This is a genomic window from Pseudomonas sp. QS1027 (assembly GCF_002814235.1).
GTDB lineage: Bacteria > Pseudomonadota > Gammaproteobacteria > Pseudomonadales > Pseudomonadaceae > Aquipseudomonas.
Genome location: NZ_PHSU01000026.1, coordinates 62600 through 78636, shown reverse-complemented (window position 1 = coordinate 78636; position 16037 = coordinate 62600). Strand labels below are relative to the sequence as shown.

The 16037-nt window shown below is 59.3% G+C and carries 11 protein-coding genes and 4 tRNA genes; 11 read left to right on the top strand and 4 right to left on the bottom strand.

The genetic code is table 11. The features are described from left to right. The first annotated feature begins 9 nt into the window (after window positions 1–9). Window positions 10–1392, top strand: coding sequence for a cysteine--tRNA ligase (cysS, locus tag CWE01_RS22615; RefSeq protein ID WP_100942768.1), 1383 nt, complete (start codon window positions 10–12; stop codon window positions 1390–1392). Window positions 1393–1490: 98 nt separating this feature from the next. Here cysS and folD read toward each other — a convergent pair whose 3' ends face one another. Further along, window positions 1491–2345, bottom strand: coding sequence for a bifunctional methylenetetrahydrofolate dehydrogenase/methenyltetrahydrofolate cyclohydrolase FolD (gene folD / locus CWE01_RS22610; protein ID WP_100942767.1), 855 nt, complete (start codon window positions 2343–2345; stop codon window positions 1491–1493). A 279-nt stretch (window positions 2346–2624) separates the two neighbouring features. On the opposite strand from folD, the gene CWE01_RS22605 reads away from it, so the two are divergent. From CWE01_RS22605 to CWE01_RS22560, 10 genes are all read left to right on the top strand, one after another. Next, window positions 2625–2701 (top strand) — tRNA-Arg (locus CWE01_RS22605). Window positions 2702–2733: 32 nt separating this feature from the next. Next, window positions 2734–2809, top strand: a tRNA-His gene (locus CWE01_RS22600). Between the two features lie 56 nt (window positions 2810–2865). Next, window positions 2866–2950, top strand: a tRNA-Leu gene (locus tag CWE01_RS22595). 84 nt (window positions 2951–3034) lie between these two features. Next, a tRNA-His gene (locus CWE01_RS22590) sits at window positions 3035–3110 on the top strand. A 623-nt stretch (window positions 3111–3733) separates the two neighbouring features. Then, window positions 3734–5044, top strand: a complete 1311-nt coding sequence (gene tig / locus CWE01_RS22585; protein WP_100942766.1) for a trigger factor — start codon at window positions 3734–3736, stop codon at window positions 5042–5044. 92 nt (window positions 5045–5136) lie between these two features. After that, a complete protein-coding gene (gene clpP, locus CWE01_RS22580) occupies window positions 5137–5772 on the top strand; it encodes an ATP-dependent Clp endopeptidase proteolytic subunit ClpP (RefSeq protein ID WP_100942765.1) in 636 nt (211 codons plus the stop codon). Between the two features lie 113 nt (window positions 5773–5885). Continuing rightward, window positions 5886–7169 (top strand): ATP-dependent Clp protease ATP-binding subunit ClpX, encoded by a 1284-nt coding sequence (clpX, locus tag CWE01_RS22575; RefSeq protein WP_100942764.1) that lies wholly within the window; start codon window positions 5886–5888, stop codon window positions 7167–7169. A 138-nt stretch (window positions 7170–7307) separates the two neighbouring features. Next, complete coding sequence (gene lon / locus CWE01_RS22570; protein WP_100942763.1) at window positions 7308–9704, top strand: endopeptidase La; 2397 nt, start codon at window positions 7308–7310, stop codon at window positions 9702–9704. A gap of 148 nt (window positions 9705–9852) precedes the next feature. Beyond that, a complete protein-coding gene (locus CWE01_RS22565) occupies window positions 9853–10125 on the top strand; it encodes an HU family DNA-binding protein (protein WP_002552737.1) in 273 nt (90 codons plus the stop codon). A 242-nt stretch (window positions 10126–10367) separates the two neighbouring features. Beyond that, a complete protein-coding gene (locus CWE01_RS22560; protein ID WP_100942762.1) occupies window positions 10368–12227 on the top strand; it encodes a SurA N-terminal domain-containing protein in 1860 nt (619 codons plus the stop codon). A gap of 100 nt (window positions 12228–12327) precedes the next feature. Here CWE01_RS22560 and CWE01_RS22555 read toward each other — a convergent pair whose 3' ends face one another. The 3 genes from CWE01_RS22555 to CWE01_RS22545 are packed head-to-tail and all read right to left on the bottom strand — an operon-like array spanning window position 12328 to window position 16037. Next, window positions 12328–13941: an ABC transporter ATP-binding protein gene (locus CWE01_RS22555; RefSeq protein ID WP_100942761.1), complete on the bottom strand. Its 1614-nt coding sequence runs from the start codon at window positions 13939–13941 to the stop codon at window positions 12328–12330. A 1-nt stretch (window position 13942) separates the two neighbouring features. Beyond that, window positions 13943–14962, bottom strand: coding sequence for an ABC transporter permease (locus CWE01_RS22550; RefSeq protein ID WP_100942760.1), 1020 nt, complete (start codon window positions 14960–14962; stop codon window positions 13943–13945). Window position 14963: 1 nt separating this feature from the next. Further along, window positions 14964–16037: a microcin C ABC transporter permease YejB gene (locus tag CWE01_RS22545; RefSeq protein ID WP_100942759.1), complete on the bottom strand. Its 1074-nt coding sequence runs from the start codon at window positions 16035–16037 to the stop codon at window positions 14964–14966.

Genomic DNA, 16037 nt, shown 5'->3' with positions numbered 1-16037 from the left:
GAAGCCGTTGTGCTAACGATCTACAACACGCTCAGCAAGAGCAAAGAAGTTTTCAAGCCCCTGGATGGCAACAAGGTGCGTATGTATGTCTGCGGGATGACCGTGTATGACTACTGCCACCTGGGCCATGGCCGCAGCATGGTGGCCTTCGACCTGGTGACCCGCTGGTTGCGTTTCAGCGGGTATGACCTGACGTACGTGCGCAATATCACCGACATCGACGACAAGATCATCAATCGGGCCAACGAAAACGGCGAGTCGTTCGACGCGCTGACCGAGCGCATGATCACCGCGATGCATGAGGACGAGGCGCGCCTCAACATCCTCAAGCCGGACATGGAACCACGCGCCACGGATCATATTCCGGGCATGCTGACCATGATCCAGACCCTGATCGACAAGGGTTACGCCTACGCCCCTGGTAATGGCGACGTGTACTACCGCGTCGCCAAGTTCATGGGCTACGGCAAGCTGTCGCGCAAGAAAATCGAAGACCTGCGCATCGGTGCGCGGATCGAAGTCGACGAAGCCAAGCAAGATCCACTGGATTTCGTCCTGTGGAAAGGCACCAAGCCCGGTGAGCCTAGCTGGGAGTCGCCGTGGGGCGCCGGGCGTCCTGGCTGGCATATCGAGTGTTCGGTGATGTCCACCTGCTGCCTGGGTGAGACCTTCGATATTCATGGCGGCGGCAGCGACCTGGAGTTTCCGCACCATGAAAACGAAATCGCCCAGAGCGAGGCGGCCACCGGCAAGACCTACGCCAATGCCTGGATGCACTGCGGCATGATCCGCATCAATGGCGAGAAGATGTCCAAGTCCTTGAACAACTTCTTCACCATTCGCGACGTGCTGGACAAGTATCACCCGGAAGTCGTGCGTTACCTGCTGGTGTCGAGCCACTACCGCAGCGCCATCAACTATTCGGAAGACAACCTCAAGGATGCCAAGGGCGCCCTGGAGCGTTTCTACCATGCGTTGAAAGGCCTGCCGAATGTGCCGGCAGCCGGTGGCGAGGCGTTCGTCGAGCGTTTCACCCGGGTGATGAACGACGACTTCGGCACGCCGGAAGCCTGTGCGGTGCTGTTCGAGATGGTGCGTGAGATCAACCGTCTGCGCGAGAGCGATCTGGCGGCGGCGGCCGGTCTGGCGGCACGTCTGAAAGAGCTGGCCAGCGTGCTCGGTGTCCTGCAACTGGAGGCCGATGACTTCCTGCAGGCGGGCGCCGAAGGGCGGGTCGATGGAGCTGAAGTCGAAGCGCTGATCCAGGCGCGCCTGGCGGCGCGGGCCAACAAGGACTGGGCGGAATCCGACCGCATCCGCGACCAGATCACCGCCATGGGCGTGGTGCTGGAAGACGGCAAGGGCGGGACGACCTGGCGCCTGGCTGACTGAGCCGGAGTCCTGATCCTGTGAAAACAAAAAACCGCCAATTTGGCGGTTTTTTGTTGGAGGCATTTCAGCGCCATGGTGGCGCTGAAAGTTTCCTGGCTTCAGGCATGCAGCGTTTCAGCGGCATACAGGGTGTTTTCCAGCAGGCAGGCGCGAGTCATCGGGCCAACGCCGCCCGGAACCGGAGTGATCCAGCCGGCGCGGGGCAGGGCGGTCTCGTAGACCACGTCACCCACCAGCTTGCCGTCTTCCTGGCGGTTGATGCCGACGTCGATGACGATGGCGCCTTCCTTGATCCACTCGCCCTTGACCAGGCCCGGCTTGCCGGCGGCCACCACCACCAGGTCGGCGCGGCCGACATGGCCGGCCAGGTCCCGGGTGAAGCGGTGGGTAACGGTCACGGTGCAGCCGGCCAGCAGCAACTCCATGGCCATCGGTCGACCGACGATATTGGAGGCGCCGACAATCACCGCATCCATCCCGTACAGGTCGACCCCGGTGCTTTCCAGCAGGGCCATGATGCCTTTCGGGGTGCACGGACGCAGTAGCGGGATGCGCTGGGCCAGGCGACCGACGTTATAAGGATGGAAGCCGTCGACGTCCTTGTCCGGGCGAATGCGTTCCAGCAGTCTGGAGGCATCCAGATGTTCGGGCAGCGGCAGTTGCAGCAGCACGCCGTCGATCTGCGGATCGTCATTGAGGCGATCGATCAGGTCGGTGAGCGCCTGTTGGGTGGTGTCGCTGGGCAAGTCATAGGCTTGTGAAATGAAGCCGACCTCTTCGCAGTCTTTACGCTTGTGCGAAACATAAACCTGAGAGGCAGGATCGCTGCCGACCAGAATCACCGCGAGGCCCGGAGTACGCAGGCCCTGCTGGCGACGCTCGGCGACACGTTGGGCGATCTGCTGACGCAGACGGGCGGCGATCGCTTTGCCGTCGATTAGTTGTGCAGTCATGACGCGTGATTAACCATCGAAAGGGGTTGAAAAAGAGCGCGCATTCTCGCATGTCGTGGCGCGAGGGCAAAGGCGCTTGGTCCGGATATTCCCCTAAGCCCTTTATATATCTGAATTTTTTTCAGAAAAGAGTTGACGACCTTTCGGCTCGTCTATAACATTTGTCGCGCTTGTCGGGCATAGCCTAGCACTGGTTGAGAAGGTCGAGCAGAGTTGATGTCTGGCTCAGCAAGATTGAAGCACTTAGTTTGTAGTCGTCACTGAGTACAGATTAACAAGGCGCCCGTAGCTCAGCTGGATAGAGCATCCGCCTTCTAAGCGGATGGTCGCAGGTTCGAGTCCTGCCGGGTGCGCCATTAGGCAGCTTTGGCACAAGTAACGCAATATGGTGGGCGTAGCTCAGTTGGTAGAGCACAGGATTGTGACTCCTGTTGTCGTGGGTTCGATCCCCATCGTCCACCCCATATTTCGAAAAGCGCTAGATTAACAGTCTGGCGTTTTTGCTTTAAAGGCTTCATGCGCGGATGTGGTGGAATTGGTAGACACACTGGATTTAGGTTCCAGCGCCGCGAGGCGTAAGAGTTCGAGTCTCTTCATCCGCACCAAATAAAGTTTCATCGGGGTCGTTTGGCTTTGGTGAGACTGAACAAAAAGATCGATCTGATCGGTTTTTTTGAACAGGCAATATGGTGGGCGTAGCTCAGTTGGTAGAGCACAGGATTGTGACTCCTGTTGTCGTGGGTTCGATCCCCATCGTCCACCCCATATTAGAAAAAGCGCCAGACTCATCGTCTGGCGTTTTTTTTGCATCTAAAAACGTAGAACTCGCAGGTCGGGGTTCTGTCGGGTGCTTGCCATGACCCCCGGGTCGCCGCGGATGCCAAGAAAAAACAAGCATTCTCAATGTCTTGGCGTTAGAATCCCCGCCGGTTTTGAATGCGTAGAACTGATCCGGCAGGTATCGGATGAGTGCCGCTATTGAATAGCAGTTAACGGCGCAGCACCTGAAAAGGGCTGTGCCGTTTTCGTTCAAGTGGTTTGAGTTTTCAGCGCAGCCGCATGTCCGGGGCTGCAGGGCGGGTCGTTTCGTCGTATTTGTGTTGCTCGATGATGCCGCGGTGCCCGCCGCTTCTGTTCGCGAGATCGGTTGTCGGGGCGATGATCGGCCGTCTCTTCTATAGATAGAAGGGGCGGCGCAGAGCTCTGGCGTGATGGGCTGTATTTGCTACAGGGGCGAGGTGCAATTGTGCATCCGCTTCTATAAATTGCCTGCTGTTTTTTTACCCGTTTTCAGTAGGGTGACTTCTTGAGTTTGACCCACTAGAATGCATGCCCTTGATTCTGGGGTCGGAAACGGCCAGCTAACGTCTGTGCAACGAGGAATATCCATGCAAGTTTCTGTTGAAAATACATCGGCTCTTGAGCGCCGCATGAGCATCACCGTGCCAGCTGAGCGCATCGAGACCCAGGTCAACAAGCGTCTGCAGCAGACTGCCCAAAAGGCCAAGATTGCAGGCTTCCGCCCTGGCAAGGTGCCAATGAGCGTGATTCGCCAGCGTTACGAGGCGGATGCCCGTCAGGAAGCCGTGGGCGATGTGATCCAGGCCTCCTTCTATGAAGCCGTGGTTGAGCAGAAGCTGAACCCGGCCGGTCAACCTTCTGTCGAGCCGAAAGTGCTGGAGAAGGGCAAGGACCTGGAATACGTTGCTACATTCGAAGTCTTCCCTGAGTTCACCGTTGCCGGTTTCGACTCCATCGCTGTCGAGCGCCTGAGCGCCGACGTGGCGGACTCGGACCTGGACAACATGCTGGAAATCCTACGCAAGCAGAACACCCGTTTCGAAGTGGCCGATCGTGCTGCCCAGAACGAAGACCAGCTGAATATCGATTTCGTCGGCAAGGTCGACGGTGAAGTCTTCGCCGGTGGTTCCGCCAAGGGCACCCAGCTGGTGCTGGGCTCCAACCGCATGATCCCGGGCTTCGAAGATGGCCTGGTAGGTGCTAAAGCCGGTGAAGAACGCGTTCTGAACCTGACTTTCCCTGCTGACTACCAGAACCTGGACCTGGCTGGCAAAACCGCCGAGTTCACCGTAACCGTCAACACCGTGTCCGCACCGACCCTGCCTGAGCTGAACGAAGCCTTCTTCGCCCAGTTCGGCATCAAGGAAAGCGGCATCGACGGCTTCCGCACCGAAGTTCGCAAGAACATGGAGCGTGAGCTGCGTCAGGCGATCAAATCCAAGGTCAAGAACCAGGTCATGGACGGTCTGCTGGCCGCCAACCCGATCGAAGTGCCGAAGGCCCTGCTGTCCAACGAAGTGGATCGTCTGCGCGTGCAGGCCGTTCAGCAGTTCGGCGGCAACATCAAGCCTGACCAACTGCCGGCCGAGCTGTTCGAAGAACAAGCCAAGCGCCGCGTCGTGCTGGGCCTGATCGTGGCTGAAGTGGTCAAGCAGTTCGACCTCAAGCCAGACGAAACCCGCGTGCGTGAACTGATCCAGGAAATGGCCTCGGCCTACCAGGAGCCAGAGCAGGTTGTGTCGTGGTACTACAAGAACGACCAGCAACTGAACGAAGTCCGTTCGGTTGTGCTGGAAGAACAAGTTGTGGATACTGTTCTGCAGAAGGCGAATGTGACCGATAAATCGGTCTCCTACGAAGAAGCAGTCAAGCCGGTGGAAGCTCCACAAGCCGACTGATTTTCTGACTCGTTGGAAATACACACCATAAGCCAGCCTCGTGCTGGCTTATGCGTATTCAAGACATGACTATTTGGGAGTGACTGCAGAGCATGTTCCGTAATTCTTATATTCAGCAGAACTCTGATATCCAGGCCGCAGGCGGTCTGGTCCCGATGGTTGTCGAGCAGTCCGCTCGTGGCGAACGCGCCTATGACATCTATTCGCGCCTTCTCAAGGAGCGAGTGATTTTTCTGGTGGGCCCGGTAGAGGACTACATGGCCAACCTGATCTGTGCGCAGCTGCTGTTCCTTGAAGCGGAAAACCCGGACAAGGACATCCATCTCTATATCAACTCCCCGGGCGGTTCGGTGACGGCGGGCATGTCGATCTACGACACCATGCAGTTCATCAAGCCAAACGTGTCGACCACCTGTATCGGTCAGGCGTGCAGCATGGGCGCGTTCCTGCTGACGGCCGGTGCCCACGGCAAGCGTTTCTGCCTGCCGAACTCGCGTGTGATGATTCACCAGCCACTGGGCGGTTTCCAGGGCCAGGCGTCGGATATCGAAATCCATGCCAAGGAAATCCTCTTCATTCGTGAGCGTCTCAACACGCTGATGGCCAAGCATAGCGGGCGCACCCTTGAAGAAATCGAGCGCGATACCAACCGTGACAACTTCATGAGCGCAGAAGCCGCGCGTGACTACGGGTTGATCGACGAAGTGATCGACAAGCGCCCCGCTTAACATTAAGCAGCGCAAAATAGGGCTGGTCGGCTGTTCCGATCACCAGCGGGCTTGAAAAAGCCCGCAATAGCCTTCATCTTGTGTTGCAAGCCTATCGGATTTGGATCGAACGAATGACTGACACCCGCAACGGCGAGGACAACGGCAAGCTGCTCTATTGCTCCTTCTGCGGCAAAAGCCAGCATGAAGTACGCAAGTTGATCGCCGGCCCCTCGGTCTTTATCTGCGACGAGTGCGTCGACCTGTGCAATGACATCATCCGTGAGGAGGTGCAGGAAGCACAGGCCGAAAGCAGCGCGCATAAATTGCCTTCGCCTAAAGAAATCAGCGGCATCCTTGATCAGTATGTGATTGGTCAGGAGCGTGCGAAAAAGGTTCTGGCGGTAGCGGTCTACAACCACTACAAGCGTCTGAACCAGCGTGACAAGAAAAGTGACGACGTCGAGCTCGGCAAGAGCAACATCCTGCTGATCGGTCCGACCGGCTCGGGTAAGACCTTGCTGGCTGAAACCCTCGCTCGCCTGCTGAATGTGCCGTTCACCATCGCCGACGCAACCACCCTCACCGAGGCGGGTTATGTGGGTGAAGACGTGGAAAACATTATTCAGAAACTGTTGCAGAAGTGCGACTACGATGTGGAAAAGGCCCAGATGGGCATTGTCTACATCGACGAAATCGACAAGATTTCCCGCAAGTCCGATAACCCGTCGATTACCCGGGACGTTTCCGGTGAAGGCGTGCAACAGGCCTTGCTGAAGTTGATCGAAGGCACGGTGGCCTCCGTTCCGCCCCAAGGCGGTCGCAAGCACCCACAGCAGGAATTCCTGCAGGTGGACACCCGCAACATCCTGTTTATCTGTGGTGGTGCGTTCTCCGGTCTGGAAAAGGTCATTCAAAACCGTTCCACCCGCGGCGGCATCGGCTTCAGCGCCGAAGTGCGCAGCAAGGAAGAAGGCAAGAAGGTCGGTGAGTCCCTGCGTGAAGTCGAACCTGACGATCTGGTCAAGTTTGGTCTGATCCCGGAATTCGTGGGTCGTCTGCCGGTCCTGGCCACGCTCGACGAGCTGGATGAGGCTGCGTTGATGCAGATCCTCACCGAGCCGAAGAACGCGTTGACCAAGCAGTACGCCAAGCTGTTCGAAATGGAAGGGGTTGACCTGGAATTCCGTGCCGACGCACTGAAATCCGTCGCCAAGCGTGCCCTGGAGCGTAAAACCGGTGCCCGTGGCCTTCGTTCGATCCTCGAAGGCGTTCTGCTCGACACCATGTATGAAATCCCCTCGCAGTCCGAGGTGAGCAAAGTGGTGATCGATGAAAGCGTGATCGAGGGTAAATCCAAGCCGCTGTACATCTATGAGAACAGCGAGCCGCAGGCAAAGGCCGCGCCTGACGCCTGAGTGCGACAGACTGTGACCTGACAAGGGGCCTTCGGGCCCCTTTTCTTTTGGCGCTTGTTTTTTTCCGAACAAGCCCCCATCTTGGTTTCAAGCTTATCCATCTGTTTCCGGCCGTACGGCCGCCGTAGAGGCGAAATCATGAAGACAACCATCGAATTGCCTCTCCTGCCATTGCGTGATGTCGTGGTGTATCCGCACATGGTGATCCCGCTGTTCGTGGGGCGCGAGAAATCTATCGAAGCCCTTGAGGCAGCGATGACGGGCGACAAGCAGATCCTGCTGCTGGCCCAACGTAATCCTGCCGATGATGACCCGGGCGAAGATGCGCTGTATCGCGTAGGTACAGTCGCCACCGTATTGCAATTGCTGAAGTTGCCTGATGGCACCGTCAAGGTACTGGTCGAGGGTGAGCAGCGCGGCACCGTCGAGCGTTTCAGCGAGGTCGACGGCTACTGCCGCGCCGAAGTGGCGCTGATCGAAGAGGCCGATGCCCCGGACCGTGAGTCCGAAGTCTTTGTCCGCAGCCTGCTGGCACAGTTCGAGCAATATGTGCAACTGGGCAAGAAAGTCCCGGCTGAAGTGCTGTCGTCGTTGAACAGCATCGACGAGCCGAGCCGCCTGGTCGATACCATGGCTGCGCACATGGCCCTGAAGATCGAGCAGAAGCAGGAAATTCTCGAAATCGTCGACCTGTCGGCCCGTGTCGAACACGTGCTGGCCCTGCTTGACGCCGAAATCGACCTGTTGCAGGTCGAGAAGCGTATCCGTGGTCGCGTCAAGAAGCAGATGGAGCGCAGTCAGCGCGAGTACTACCTGAATGAGCAAATGAAAGCCATTCAGAAGGAACTGGGCGACAGCGACGAAGGCCATAACGAAGTCGAAGAACTGAAAAAACGCATCGACGCCGCTGGTCTGCCGAAAGACGCCATGACCAAGGCCCTGGCCGAGTTGAACAAGCTCAAGCAGATGTCGCCGATGTCCGCCGAAGCGACCGTGGTGCGCTCCTACCTCGACTGGTTGGTGCAGGTGCCGTGGAAGGCTCAGAGCAAGGTGCGTCTGGACCTGGCGCGGGCCGAAGATATTCTCGACGCGGACCATTATGGCCTGGACGAAGTCAAGGAACGGATCCTCGAATACCTCGCCGTGCAGAAGCGCGTGAAGAAGATTCGTGGTCCGGTACTGTGCCTGGTCGGCCCTCCTGGTGTGGGTAAAACTTCCCTGGCTGAGTCGATTGCTCACGCGACCAACCGAAAATTCGTACGCATGGCCCTCGGCGGCGTGCGTGACGAAGCGGAAATTCGTGGTCATCGGCGGACTTATATCGGTTCGATGCCAGGAAGATTGATACAAAAGATGACAAAGGTTGGCGTGCGCAACCCGCTGTTCCTGCTCGATGAAATCGACAAGATGGGCAGCGACATGCGTGGCGATCCGGCCTCGGCCCTGCTCGAGGTGCTGGACCCGGAACAGAACCACAATTTCAACGACCACTATCTGGAAGTTGACTACGACCTGTCCGATGTCATGTTCCTCTGCACCTCCAACTCGATGAATATCCCGCCGGCGCTGCTCGACCGGATGGAAGTGATCCGCCTGCCGGGTTACACCGAGGATGAGAAGATCAACATCGCCACCAAGTACCTGTCGCCCAAGCAGATCCAGGCCAATGGCCTGAAGAAGGGCGAGCTGGAGTTCGATGTCGAGTCGATTCGCGACATCATTCGCTACTACACCCGCGAAGCCGGTGTGCGTGGGCTGGAGCGGCAAATCGCCAAGGTCTGCCGCAAGGCGGTGAAAGAGCATTCCCTGGAAAAACGCTTCTCGGTCAAGGTCACCTCCGACCTGCTGGAGCACTTCCTCGGTGTGCGTAAATTCCGTTACGGCCTGGCCGAGCAACAGGATCAGATCGGTCAGGTCACGGGCCTGGCCTGGACCCAGGTCGGTGGCGAGCTGTTGACCATCGAAGCCGCCGTGGTCCCGGGCAAGGGCCAGTTGATCAAGACCGGTTCCCTGGGCGATGTCATGGTCGAGTCCATCACCGCCGCACTGACCGTGGTGCGCAGCCGCGCCAAGAGCCTGGGGATCCCCCCGGACTTCCACGAGAAGCGCGACACCCATATCCATATGCCGGAAGGGGCGACGCCGAAAGACGGCCCTAGCGCTGGTGTAGGAATGTGTACGGCCCTGGTGTCAGCCTTGACTGGGATTCCTGTGCGTGCCGATGTGGCCATGACCGGTGAAATTACCTTGCGCGGTCAGGTGCTGGCCATTGGTGGTTTGAAGGAAAAACTGCTCGCGGCACATCGCGGCGGGATCAAGACCGTCATCATTCCAGAAGAGAATGTGCGCGATCTGAAGGAAATTCCTGACAATATCAAGCAGGATCTTCAGATTAAACCGGTTAAATGGATTGACGAGGTCCTGCAAATTGCGCTGCAATACGCGCCGGAGCCCTTGCCAGATGTGGTTCCGGAGATCGTCGCGAAAGATGAGAAGCGCGACTCCGATTCTAAGGAAAGAATCAGCACGCATTAAGTACGGATCAAGCCTGGGTGGCTTCCTTGACAGCTTTTTAGAGCCCTTGTTATAAAGCGGCTCTTAAGTGTCTGTAGGCCATTCAGCACAGGTTTAGCTTTCACCCAAAAACTTAGAAATATACTCAATAGATATAAGGGGACTTAGAGTGAACAAGTCGGAACTGATTGATGCTATCGCTGCATCCGCTGATATCCCGAAAGCTGCTGCTGGCCGTGCGCTGGATGCAGTTATCGAATCCGTCACTGGCGCTCTGAAGGCTGGCGACTCCGTTGTACTGGTAGGTTTCGGCACCTTCTCCGTGACCGACCGTCCTGCTCGCATCGGTCGCAACCCTCAGACCGGTAAGACGCTGGAAATCGCTGCTGCCAAAAAGCCAGGTTTCAAAGCCGGCAAAGCACTGAAAGAAGCTGTCAACTGACATTCGTTCAAGCCTTTGCCTATCCGGGTCGGGTTCTTGCCTGATCTGGCCGCGGAGCGGTGAAGCGGTCGGCCAGGGTCCTTTTTCAGGGCCGGCCTGACACGCCGAGGGACGCGTATCGAGCCCTCATCCGCTCTGCCAGTTACGAGAAGGCGCATCCTCGGATGCGCCTTTCTTCTATCCGGATTCTACCCACGCTCCACGGTTGCCCACATTGAAGTTCAACCGTTTCTGGGGGACGCATGCTGCAAAATATCAGGGACAATTCACAAGGCTGGATTGCCAAGACCATCATCGGGGTCATCGTCGCATTGATGGCGCTGACCGGTTTCGATGCCATTTTCAGGGCCACCTCCACCAGCCAGGACGCGGCCAAGGTCAACGGTGACGAGATCACCCAGACCGAGCTGAGCCAGGCGGTCGACATGCAACGTCGCCAACTCATGCAACAGCTGGGCAAGGATTTCGATGCCTCGTTGCTGGATGAGAAAATGCTGCGCGAATCCGCCCTCAAGGGGCTGATCGACCGCAAGCTGCTGCTTCAGGGCGCCGAGAAGTCGAAGTTCGCTTTCTCCGAGGGTGCGCTGGACCAGGTCATCCTGCAAACGCCTGAATTCCAGGTGGACGGCAAGTTCAGCTCCGATCGTTTCGACCAGGTGATTCGTCAACTGGGCTACGGTCGTATGCAATTCCGCCAGATGCTGGCTCAGGAAATGCTGATCGGCCAGATCCGTGCGGGTCTGGCGGGCAGCGGTTTCGTCACTGATGCCCAGGTGCTGGCGTTTGCCCGTCTGGAAAAACAGACCCGCGATTTCGCTTCGCTGAACGTCCCGGTCGATCTGTCGGCGGTCAAGCTGACCGATGACGAGGTCAAGGCCTACTACGACAAGCACGCCAAGGAGTTCATGACGCCGGATCAGGTGGTCGTCGATTACCTGGAACTGAAGAAGTCCTCGTTCTTCGACCAGGTCACCGTCAAGGACGAAGACCTGCAGGCGCAGTATCAGAAAGAAACCGCGAACCTCGCCGAGCAGCGTCGTGCCGCGCACATTCTGATCGAAGTGAACGACAAGGTGAACGACGCCCAGGCCAAGGCGAAGATCGAAGAGATCCAGCAGCGCCTGGCCAAGGGTGAGCATTTCGATGCCCTGGCCAAGGAGTTCTCCCAGGACCCGGGTTCGGCCAGCCATGGCGGTGACCTCGGTTTCGCCGGCCCTGGTGTCTATGACCCGGCCTTTGAAAAGGCGCTGTATGCCTTGACCAAGGATCAGGTATCGGGCCCGGTGCGCAGCGAGTTCGGTTATCACCTGATCAAGCTGTTGGGCGTCGAGGCACCGCAAGTGCCGACCTTCGCCAGCCTGAAGGACAAGCTGACCCGCGAGCTGAAAACCCAGCTAGTGGAGCAGCGTTTCGTCGAGGCGACCAAGCAGCTTGAAGATGCCTCGTTCGAAGCTTCCGACCTGGCCCAGCCGGCCCAGGACCTGAACCTGAAGGTGCACACCTCGGCGCCGTTCGGCCGTGAAGGTGGTGAAGGTGTGGCGGCCAACCGTGCTGTCGTGACGGCGGCGTTCAGTCCGGAAGTGCTGGATGAGGGTGCCAACAGCAGCGCCATCGAGCTGGACCCGGACACCGTGGTCGTATTGCGTGCCAAGGAACACCACAAGCCTGAGCAACTGCCTCTGGCCAGCGTGGATGGGCCGATTCGCAAGCAGTTGACCAAGGAGCACGCCACGGCGGCGGCCAAGGTCAAGGCGGACGAACTGATCGCCAGCCTGCGTGAAGGCAAGCCACTGCCGGCCGGCCAGACCTGGAAAACCCAGGAAGCCGTCACTCGCTCTCAGGAAGGGGTTGATCCGGCGGTGCTGCAAGCACTGTTCCGCATGCCCAAGCCTGAAGGCAAGGACAAGCCGACCTTCAGCACCGTGACCCTGGCCGATGGTAGCCTGGTGCTTGTGCGTCTGAACGGCGTGAACGAAGGCGCGGCGCCAAGCGAAGAAGAGAAGGCGTCCTATCGTCGCTTCCTCGCCTCCCGTGCCGGCCAGCAGGACTTCGCGGCGTACCGCAAGCAGCTGGAAGGCCAGGCGGACATCAAGCGCTTCTAAGGCACTTGATCCAGCCAACGCCCGCTGTATAAAAAAGACCGCTCATTGAGCGGTCTTTTTTTATGGCCGGGAATCAAGCAGGCGCCTTCGCCCGACGTGCCTACAGCGGGCTCGTCCCGGGCACCAGGAACGCCGCTTCCAGCAACTGTTTTGTATAAGGATGTTGCGGCGCGGCAAAGATATCCTTCGCGTCGCCTTGCTCGACCGCCTTGCCATGCTTGACCACCATCAGTTGGTGGCTCAGCGCCTTGACCACCGCCAGGTCGTGGCTGATGAACAGGTAGGTCAGGTTGTACTTGATCTGCAGCGAGCGCAGCAGTTCGACGACCTGGCGCTGCACCGTGCGGTCGAGGGCCGAGGTTGGCTCATCCAGCAGGATCAGTGCCGGCTTGAGCACCAGCGCCCGAGCGATGGCGATGCGCTGGCGTTGTCCGCCGGAAAACTCGTGGGGATAGCGGTTGCGGGTCTCCGGGTCCAGGCCGACTTCTTTCAGGGCGGCAATGATCGCTGCTTCCTGCTCCTGCTCGTTGCCGATCTTATGGATACGCAAGCCTTCGCCGACAATCTGGCTGACGCACATGCGCGGGCTGAGGCTGCCGAACGGGTCCTGGAACACCACCTGCATTTCCCGACGTAACGGCCGCACCTGTTTCTGCGACAGGCGGCTCAACAACTGGCCTTCGAAGCGGATATCGCCCTGGCTGCCGATCAGTCGCAGGATCGCCAGGCCGAGGGTGGATTTGCCCGAGCCGCTTTCGCCGACGATGCCCAGGGTCTGGCCCCGGGGCAGGCTGAAGTGGATGCCGTCCACGGCCTTCACGTGGTCCACGGTGCTGCGCAGCAGGCCTTTCTTGATGGGGAACCAGACCTTGAGGTCGTCGACCTCCAGCAGCGGCTCGCCGACCTCGGTCGCGGCGGGTTCGCCACGGGGCTCGGCGCTGAGCAATTCACAGGTGTAGGGATGTTGCGGGGCCTGGAACAAGGCTTCGCAGTCGGCCTGCTCGACGATCCGGCCACGTTGCATGACGCACACCCGGTGGGCGATCCGGCGCACCAGGTTGAGATCATGGCTGATCAGCAGCAGGGCCATGCCCAGGCGTGCCTGCAGCTCCTTGAGCAATTCGAGGATTTTCAGCTGCACCGTCACATCGAGGGCGGTGGTCGGTTCGTCGGCGATCAGCAGCTCCGGCTCATTGGCCAGGGCCATGGCGATCATCACACGCTGGCGCTGACCGCCTGAGAGCTCGTGTGGGAGGGCTTTGAGGCGCTTGTGTGGCTCGGGGATGCCCACCAGCTCCAGCAGCTCCAGGGTGCGTTTGGTGGCCACCTTGCCGGTCAGGCCCTTGTGAATGCCGAGCACTTCGTTGATCTGCTTCTCGATGGAGTGCAGCGGGTTCAGCGAGGTCATCGGCTCCTGGAAGATCATCGCGATGCGGTTGCCGCGGATGTGGCGGATGGTCTTCTCTTTCAGGGTCAGCAGGTCCTGCCCGGAATACTGGATCGTACCGCTGGGGTGGTGGGCCAGGGGGTAGGGCAGCAGGCGCAGGATCGAGTGCGCGGTGACCGACTTGCCCGAGCCGCTTTCGCCCACCAGGGCCAGGGTTTCGCCGCGGCGGATATCGAAGCTGAGGTTTTCCACCACCCGCTGGCGCTGCTCACCGACCACGAACTCCACCGAGAGGTCGCGCACTTCGATCAGATTGTCCTGATTCATCTTACTTCCTCGGGTCGAAGGCATCGCGAGCGGACTCGCCGATAAACACCAGCAGGCTGAGCATCAAGGCCAGCACGGCGAACGCGCTCATGCCCAGCCAGGGCGCCTGCAGATTGGATTTGCCCTGGGCCACCAGTTCGCCCAGGGACGGTGAGCCGGCGGGCAGGCCGAAGCCGAGGAAATCCAGGGCAGTCAGGGTGCCGATGGCGCCGGTGAGGATGAACGGCATGAAGGTCATGGTCGAGACCATGGCGTTGGGCAGGATATGGCGGAACATGATCGCGCCGTTCTGCATGCCCAGGGCTCGGGCCGCGCGGACATATTCCAGGTTGCGCCCGCGGAGGAACTCGGCGCGCACCACGTCCACCAGGCTCATCCAGGAAAACAGCAGCATGATCCCCAGCAGCCACCAGAAGTTCGGCTGGACGAAGCTGGCGAGGATGATCAGCAGGTAGAGCACCGGCAGCCCGGACCAGATTTCCAGGAAGCGCTGTCCGGCCAGGTCGACCCAGCCGCCATAGAAACCCTGCAAGGCGCCGGCGATCACGCCGATGATGGAGCTGAGCACGGTCAGGGTCAGGGCGAACAGCACCGAAATACGGAAGCCGTAGATCACCCGGGCGAGCACGTCGCGGCCCTGGTCATCGGTGCCCAGCAGGTTGTCCGCTGAAGGCGGGGCCGGGGCCGGGACGCGCAGGTCGTAATTGATGCTCTGATAGCTGAACGGGATCGGCGCCCACAGGATCCAGGCATCCTTGGCCTTGAGCAGTTCGCGGATGTACGGGCTCTTGTAGTTGGCCTCCAGGGGGAACTCGCCACCGAAGGTGGTTTCCGGATAACGCTTGAGGGCCGGGAAATACCAGCCGTCGTCGTAGTGCACCAGCAGTGGCTTGTCATTGGCGATCAGTTCGGCGCCGAGGCTCAGGACGAACAGTACCAGGAACAGCCACAGCGACCACCAGCCGCGCTTGTTGGCCTTGAACCGTTCGAAACGTCGGCGATTGAGGGGGGATAACTGCATCTCAATGCTCCCGATGTTCGAAGTCGATCCGTGGATCGACCAGGGTGTAGGTAATGTCGCCGATCAGTTTCACCACCAGCCCCAGCAGGGTGAAGATGAACAGGGTGCCGAAGACGATCGGGTAGTCGCGGTTGATTGCCGCTTCGAAGCTCATCAGGCCCAGGCCGTCGAGGGAGAAGATCACTTCCACCAGCAGGGAGCCGGTGAAGAAGATGCCCATGAAGGCCGAGGGGAAACCGGCGATGACCAGCAGCATGGCGTTGCGGAACACGTGGCCATAGAGCACGCGGCGTTGGGTCAGGCCCTTGGCCTTGGCGGTGACCACGTACTGCTTGTTGATTTCATCGAGGAAGCTGTTCTTGGTCAGCAGGGTCATGGTGGCGAAGTTGCCGATGACCAGGGCGGTGACCGGCAGCGCCAGGTGCCAGAAGTAGTCGAGGACCTTGCCGCCGAGGCTCAGCTGATCGAAGTTGTTCGAGGTCAGGCCACGCAAGGGGAACCAGTTCAGGTAGCTGCCGCCGGCGAACACCACGATCAGCAGGATCGCGAACAGGAACGCCGGGATCGCATAACCGACGATGATCGCCGAACTGGTCCAGACATCGAAATGACTGCCGTGGCGGGTGGCCTTGGCAATGCCCAGGGGGATGGAGACCAGGTACATGATCAGGGTGCTCCAGAGCCCGAGGGAAATCGACACCGGCATTTTTTCCTTGATCAGGTCGACGACCTTGGCATCGCGGAAGAAGCTGTTGCCGAAGTCCAGGGTCGCGTAGTTCTTGATCATGATCCACAAGCGTTCCGGCGCCGACTTGTCGAAGCCGTACATGTGCTCGATTTCCTTGATCAGGGCCGGGTCCAGGCCCTGGGCGCCGCGATAGCTGGAGCCGGCCACCGAGACTTCGGCGCCGCCGCCGGCGATCCGGCTGGTGGCGCCTTCGAAGCCTTCGAGCTTGGCGATCATCTGCTCCACCGGCCCCCCCGGGGCGGCCTGGATGATCACGAAGTTGATCAGCAGGATGCCGAACAGGGTCGGGATGATCAGTAGCAGTCGGCGAAAAATATAGGCCAGCAT

Excerpts from the sequence above, each read along its gene's own strand:
- CWE01_RS22555 (WP_100942761.1), bottom strand. The coding sequence starts at position 13,941 with ATGAATCAGGACAATCTGATCGAAGTGCGCGACCTCTCGGTGGAGTTC.
- CWE01_RS22560 (WP_100942762.1), top strand. The coding sequence starts at position 10,368 with ATGCTGCAAAATATCAGGGACAATTCACAAGGCTGGATTGCCAAGACC.
- CWE01_RS22550 (WP_100942760.1), bottom strand. The coding sequence starts at position 14,962 with ATGCAGTTATCCCCCCTCAATCGCCGACGTTTCGAACGGTTCAAGGCC.
- clpX (WP_100942764.1), top strand. The coding sequence starts at position 5,886 with ATGACTGACACCCGCAACGGCGAGGACAACGGCAAGCTGCTCTATTGC.
- folD (WP_100942767.1), bottom strand. The coding sequence starts at position 2,345 with ATGACTGCACAACTAATCGACGGCAAAGCGATCGCCGCCCGTCTGCGT.
- clpP (WP_100942765.1), top strand. The coding sequence starts at position 5,137 with ATGTTCCGTAATTCTTATATTCAGCAGAACTCTGATATCCAGGCCGCA.
- CWE01_RS22545 (WP_100942759.1), bottom strand. The coding sequence starts at position 16,037 with ATGCTGGCCTATATTTTTCGCCGACTGCTACTGATCATCCCGACCCTG.
- tig (WP_100942766.1), top strand. The coding sequence starts at position 3,734 with ATGCAAGTTTCTGTTGAAAATACATCGGCTCTTGAGCGCCGCATGAGC.
- lon (WP_100942763.1), top strand. The coding sequence starts at position 7,308 with ATGAAGACAACCATCGAATTGCCTCTCCTGCCATTGCGTGATGTCGTG.